The organism is Aquimarina rubra (assembly GCF_042684305.1).
In the GTDB taxonomy this organism is placed as follows: Bacteria; Bacteroidota; Bacteroidia; order Flavobacteriales; family Flavobacteriaceae; genus Aquimarina; species Aquimarina rubra.
In genome coordinates this window covers 1-6,092 of record NZ_JBHULE010000012.1, presented here as the reverse complement: position 1 = coordinate 6,092, position 6,092 = coordinate 1, and the positions used below count along the sequence as shown (strand labels likewise).

Here is a 6,092-nt window from a genome sequence, read left to right as displayed (position 1 = left end):
TGATTTTCCTGATAATTTCATTTTGAAATGTTTTTTTTAGATTTCTCTAATTTTTGATTTTCCTTTATCCGTTTTCAGAGGAATTTATTGAAATTTCTGTTGCGGTTTGGAAATTGCTTACAACGGGCGCGTGTATGAAACGTAGCGCAAGTATGCGCTGATTTTCGATTTTACACAGAGCCAATTTTTAATTTTTATGTTTAGTTTTCAGATAAATATAATCAAATTAAATATTTGGCGGTTATAGCAGAAAAAACAGAACCTTTGGATTTATCACAGACCTGCTATGTTTTCATACATTGTGTTGTGTTTAGTTTTTTAATCCAATCCAAAAGTCAGAGTTATTATTTTATTAGACTCTATTTGGGTTGAGATTACACAAACTAAGTATGTAAAAAAGTTTGGGTCTGTCAATTTATCAGAATCTATTTTCTCCGCATTGATATAATAAAAATTCCGATTTGATAATTCGAATTTGTTCAAATTAGAAATAGCTAAGTCAAAGTTCTTTTTAAATATCGGCAAATCTTCTCCCCAATCTTCATCTTTCCAATATTCCTGAAGTTCTAAATTCAAGGAATTGAAATCTAATGCTTTAAAATCTGATACATCAATTTTATTCAGAAGAATAGAACCGTAGTAGTCTGTCGGTTCTTTCAATTCTTTCTTCATACTTTTAATCGGACCAAACTCTTTTTCTTTCAGGATTTCATTTTTCAATAATTTTTTCAGTACAGGGTTTTTCTCAGAACATTCAAAAATATTCACGCAATAGAATCCAAGTCCACTTTCATCAGAGTTCCATATATTTTGTTTTAGTTCTAAGTTCATTTTAATTAAACACAACGTTTAGCTATGCGTAGTGCGGTAGTAGAAAGTTACAGGTTTTCAATCTAGAACTTAGCCAAAGTTTATATTTTGTTTTTATTTTTTCTAAAATACTAAATTTAAATCTTTGGCGAAAAACCAAATAGGCACTTACCTTTCGATCAAACCACAACCCGCATTATCGCATAGGTGTTGTTATCTAGTGTTTTTTTCAGAATTGCATATACTTTCCGACATAATTTATCACTTCTTGTATTGAGTTCAAATTATCAAAATCAACTAATTTATCTTTTATTTCATTCTCTCGTTCTGGATAAACGTCAGAAACGAAAGAATTACTTCCTTCTATGATTTTTTTCTTCAGATTATTTAGAGTTTCTTTTCCCTCAATTTTTGAAGGGTAAGAAAATCCAGTTTTTGTTTCTTTATGATAATGTTCGTGAGATAGTTTAAAAGTATTTCCTGAACTATCAATAATTATTTCTAATTCATCTGTTTCTTATGAAAAGTAATCATTTAATCCCCAATGTCCTCCAATAGATTCTCCGATTAATTCAGTTGGACTATGAAACACTTCAAAATCCCAAGGGACGTGACATAAGAGAATTATTGGATATTTAAGTTTGTCATTTGTCAAAGAACTAGCAACCTTTTCAAGAATCTCATTCCATTCCGATTGGATTTCTTCTTGACTTTTTTTTGGTGATATTAGTCTTTTTAAAAATTTCACTTTCGTAATTTCTGTAATACTAGATAACGCCAAATATATGAATCGGAGCAAGGCAAGTATACCTGAACCAATTGATCTATCTGCGCATTTTTATTTCTTATTAAACTTATAAAAATTTAGCGCCACTGCAAAAAAGAAAAGACCTTTTGATCTAGCACTAAATTGCTCTGATTTCATATATAATGTTACCAGCTGGCTACTTCTTTTTATCTCTTAACTTGCGCAAGACATCTATTTCCGCATTGAGTTCAGTCATTCCTTTTTCGATATCTTTTGATCTTCGCTTTTTAGAATCAGTTTTACGTTCTATTTCGTCTTTAGGTTTTCCATTTAATTTAGGAAAAGGAGGTGGAGTAGGATATACCACAGGATAATCAAAACTTCTACTTATTCCACAAATATTGAGTCTTAAAAATCCATCTTCTGTAGATCCATATATTAACCATTTTCCTTTTTTGTCAATATACGGACTGCAAGATTTCCAATTTTTCCCAACATAAGTATTATTTGAAATATCTCCTCCGTCCAACGATTCAGAAACTCTTACTTTAAAGGTTTGGTTTGGTTTGTTGATATCAAATACTTCTCCAATAAATATACATTCCGAATTTTTTATTTCAGATTTCTGTAAGTCAGATAACCGTAATATTCCACATATACAGGCACTCAGTTCTGATGATAGAGAAATGAGTAAAAGAAAGGTTAATATTATTTTTCGAGAATTATTCATTTTTACTGCTTGCTGGTAACGTTTAATATATGTGTCGTAGCAGGGCAAAAAGTTACCCTTGTCTTCTGTTTTTCTTCGCATTGATTGCTAACTTTTTCTTTCTGCAAGCATTGCGCCACTGTAAAAATACACAGACTTTTCGAATCATCACTTAACTGCTATGAACACATATATAGTGTTATGGCACGTACCACTTTTCCAAGCCTGAACTTAGTAAACAAGCCGCAGTAAAGTGATATCAGATTGCGCCTGCCTGCCTCTGGCAGGAATTGCTCCGTATTATTTTTCATAATCTCCAGCGATCACTTTGCTGCCTTTGGATTTATCACTTACCAAACTAAAAAATCACAAATCCTTTTTCCGTCAAAATTATCGTAATGAGCCAAAAAAAAGCGATTTTTCAGCACGTTACTACTCCGAAATACTTCTTTTGAGTGGTTTTTTCATCGCTTTTTTACTTTGGATCCGATACAAACCACTGCAAAAACTCTCAAGCCAAACGATCGAGGCTCGTCCGCTGACAGGCTCAGATTGCGTTTTGCTTTTCAGATTCTGAGTATGTGCCCTAACGTTTAATATATGTGTCGTAGCAGGGCAAATTGTTACCTCGCTTTTCGATTTTTCTGCGCATTGGTTGCTAACTTTTACTTTTTGCAAGCATTGCGTCTAACCAAAAATACAACAACCATTCGATTGATCACGTAGCTGCTATGAGCACATATATGTTGTTGTACAACGTATTTTACTTATTTTTTTAATCCGATTATATCTTTCCGTATTTCCTTGCGCCATTTTTTTCCGTACTTCTTGTCAAGATATTCAAAAATGGTTTTATTGTATTCATAAAGACTTTCCTCAGCAACTGCTTCGCATCCAAACTCCACAAAGTTTAGGTTGTACTTTTTAGAGAATTTTTCGTCGGACTGATAGACTACCGGAGCTATTCCTCCAGATAATAATAAATTAATTTTTCCAATTTCTATATGATCAAGAGCTTGTTGACGGTTAATTCCAAGATGCGGTTTGAGTATGATATTCAAGTTAATATTTTTTCCACTATTCACATTTATTATGGTATCTAATAGTTTATAACCCATCGCAATAGTCTCAATCTTTTCGATACGATCTCCTGATCTCAAATTATAAACATATTTGAATTCTCCATTTTCATTTGTTGAAGCTCCTCTAGATCTAGAATCAAACGAAACAATAACATCAGATAATGGTTTGTTGTTTACAGATGAGTAAACTATTCCGTTAATCTCAATAGTATTTTCTTTTTCAGATTGAGCAATACTAAACAGAGTGATAAATAAGAATAATATGGTTAAAGTTTTTGTCATATGTTGTACAACGTCTCTTGTATGTTGCGTTTGCCTGCCGAAGGCGGCATATGCAATATACAAATTGTTATGTAGCTTATTTATTTTCCAATAAATGTTATTCTTAAATTATGGTCAGTTATAACTGGCGTACCGTTTATTTTTCCAGACTCCCAATTAGGGTAATTGTCTTTTATATAGTTGACAGCAATAGTATAAAGTTGGTTTTTAAACTTTTCATTATGTTCTAAGTAGGCAATGTAATTATTATTATAAAACTTTGATATTTTACCGTTTCTCTCAATAATAAAACTTAAATCAATCGCAGGCCAAGTTCTACCTAATTCAGTTCTCTTTAAATCTAAATTTGGAACATCTAATGTAGTTTCAAGATATTTCTTGTCACCTAGAATGGGGGTTGGTTTTTCATCACAATCCCACGAAAAGACAGGAATTTTTTCTTTAATTATTCGAACTAGGAATAGACTATCGGCTTCTTTATCAAGTTTGTCTTTGAAGTCTGAGCCGAATTTATCAATCAAAGTTTTATCCATATATGCTCCATAGCATCCTTGAGTTTGTCCTTCCATTACTACACAACCAATCAAGTCCACATCATATTCAAGTCCTTTCTCTTTACATAGTTTTTTTAAGTCTAACTCATATCTCTTAAATCCAAATCCCATTCCCGCTGTTTGTACGTAAACTAGTTTCCCGTTTTGTATGTCAGATTTTGCTTTTAAAATATCAGATTGACAAAGCGAATCAGACGGGGAGGGGTTCATAACATATTCTAAAGGATCATAATTTTTTTCCACAATAACTGATCTATTGGTCTTTACAATTATCTCTTTATCGCCAGATTTTTTTTCATTAGAACAGGCAAATGTAAAAGCAAGAATTAAAATATATGTTACGATTTTTTTCATATGCTACATAACGTTTCTTGTATGTTGTGTTTGCCTGCCGAAGGCGGCATATGCAATATACAAATTGTTACCACCTTTTTATATTTCGTTTTCTAGTAGGTAAAAATAGTTTTTGAGTCCATAAGAATATTTACTCTGATCAGAACCTAAAGTTTTGAATTCCTTTTTCAATACCTCTATTAAATCAGATTTTATATCTTTTCCTTCAATTTTTGCGCAGTTTAGTTTTACCCAATGAATTTTTGAAGAATAAGGAAAGTCTATCAATGCTTTTTCCAAATCAGGGTTATCATATTTGTTTTTATCAGCTAATCCGATAAAATAGCTTATCGCAAATTTCTCACTTTGGTATTCGTTCCATCCTTTTTTGTCTGTTTGTTCAGAAACGTGTCCAGTGGCAACTGATTCTAAGTATGCATAAATATTTAAAAGCTCTTCATCCTTATATTTATCAGCTAAATCAATCATTTCTTGTCCTCTCTTTTCAAAGAACTCTTTTTCATCTAATAATCTATTGATAAATGAAATTCTTAGTAAATCAGAAGCTACTTTTCCATTAATTGGCATTTGGTTATTATCAAGAATCAATTTCGAATTTAGGAATGCTGTTTTAATAGAGTCTTTAGGACTTGATTTTTTAGATAGGTGTTTAATTTTGTTGTAAGCAGATAGTTGTAAGTACTCTTTACTATCAGAACCGAAAGTACTTTTAATTGTATTTATATCTTTTTCTAAAAAATACTCTTGGATATTGTTATTCCACCAATCTAATTCCCAATTCATATCTAGGAATATCAACTCGTATGCACTTTTAGAATCTTTAGATTTAGTTTTTGTTATTAAATTTGATCGTTTTTTAATTTGGTCAACTTGTCCGTGAATGATATAAATAGCTTTGTCAATTCCAGTATGATTTTTGGGATGATTTGCTTTCTTCCAATGTTCAATTGCTTTTGAATAATTATCTATATTTAAATAGCATTCACTTAACCAAACATCAACTCTATAATCTGTGTCTTTTGTCTGCTTATAAATCTCGTAATGTTTAATAGCCGTTTTATAATCTCCAATTCTATGACTTTCTATTGCATATTCTAAATTGAAATTTAACTCATTTGGATATTTTTCATAAGCTGACTTATGTAAATCATATGAGACTTTTGAATCAATATTGTATAATGCTCCACCAATCAGATATTTTTGGTACTCATCTGTAGCTTTAGAAACTAATTCATTTATACACTCGTCACATTCTTTATTTATTAAACAATCTGATAAAAAATATTCAAGAGCAGGAGTTATTTCAGTCTGAGCTTTTTTAATTTTTTCTTTATTGTTTTCAGTCTTAACTTGAGCTTTACAACTCAAAGCTATTGTCGAAAGTAATATAAACAATATGTGTTTTTTCATTTTTGGGTAATTGGTGGTAACGTTAAGTGTATGTTTTGTTTGGTGATAATCGTTTGCGTAGCGATAGCGAAGACAAACTATTTGCCAAATGAAATATACACAGTGTTGTGTGCTTTATACTTTTTAATTTAGTTTTCGTAAAA

Annotated in this window: 6 protein-coding genes; all 6 read right to left on the bottom strand. The window is 31.1% G+C overall.

Translation table 11 applies throughout. The annotated features are described in order from the left end of the window. Positions 1 to 318: 318 nt before the first annotated feature. The 6 genes from ACFSR1_RS08100 to ACFSR1_RS08075 all read right to left on the bottom strand — a co-directional run bounded on the left by ACFSR1_RS08100 (position 319) and on the right by ACFSR1_RS08075 (position 5,949). Entirely contained in the window at positions 319 to 831 is a 513-nt protein-coding gene (locus tag ACFSR1_RS08100; RefSeq protein ID WP_378291402.1) for a hypothetical protein, read from the bottom strand. Positions 832 to 1,327: 496 nt separating this feature from the next. Then, on the bottom strand, positions 1,328 to 1,591 hold the full coding sequence (locus ACFSR1_RS08095; protein WP_378291400.1) for a hypothetical protein: 264 nt from the start codon (positions 1,589 to 1,591) through the stop codon (positions 1,328 to 1,330). A gap of 163 nt (positions 1,592 to 1,754) precedes the next feature. Then, positions 1,755 to 2,369 (bottom strand): hypothetical protein, encoded by a 615-nt coding sequence (locus ACFSR1_RS08090; RefSeq protein ID WP_378291398.1) that lies wholly within the window; start codon positions 2,367 to 2,369, stop codon positions 1,755 to 1,757. Positions 2,370 to 3,034: 665 nt separating this feature from the next. Continuing rightward, a complete protein-coding gene (locus ACFSR1_RS08085) occupies positions 3,035 to 3,631 on the bottom strand; it encodes an FEKKY domain-containing protein (protein WP_378291396.1) in 597 nt (198 codons plus the stop codon). 80 nt (positions 3,632 to 3,711) lie between these two features. Next, on the bottom strand, positions 3,712 to 4,539 hold the full coding sequence (locus tag ACFSR1_RS08080) for a hypothetical protein (protein ID WP_378291394.1): 828 nt from the start codon (positions 4,537 to 4,539) through the stop codon (positions 3,712 to 3,714). A gap of 78 nt (positions 4,540 to 4,617) precedes the next feature. Further along, the gene (locus ACFSR1_RS08075) at positions 4,618 to 5,949 is read right to left on the bottom strand and encodes a tetratricopeptide repeat protein (protein ID WP_378291393.1); all 1,332 of its coding nucleotides are present in this window, start codon (positions 5,947 to 5,949) and stop codon (positions 4,618 to 4,620) included. Positions 5,950 to 6,092 lie beyond the last annotated feature (143 nt).

Bases quoted from the DNA above. Each gene is read 5' to 3' on its own strand.
- ACFSR1_RS08090 (WP_378291398.1), bottom strand. From the start codon at position 2,369: ATGCGAAGAAAAACAGAAGACAAGGGTAACTTTTTGCCCTGCTACGAC.
- ACFSR1_RS08085 (WP_378291396.1), bottom strand. From the start codon at position 3,631: ATGACAAAAACTTTAACCATATTATTCTTATTTATCACTCTGTTTAGT.
- ACFSR1_RS08075 (WP_378291393.1), bottom strand. From the start codon at position 5,949: ATGAAAAAACACATATTGTTTATATTACTTTCGACAATAGCTTTGAGT.
- ACFSR1_RS08080 (WP_378291394.1), bottom strand. From the start codon at position 4,539: ATGAAAAAAATCGTAACATATATTTTAATTCTTGCTTTTACATTTGCC.
- ACFSR1_RS08100 (WP_378291402.1), bottom strand. From the start codon at position 831: ATGAACTTAGAACTAAAACAAAATATATGGAACTCTGATGAAAGTGGA.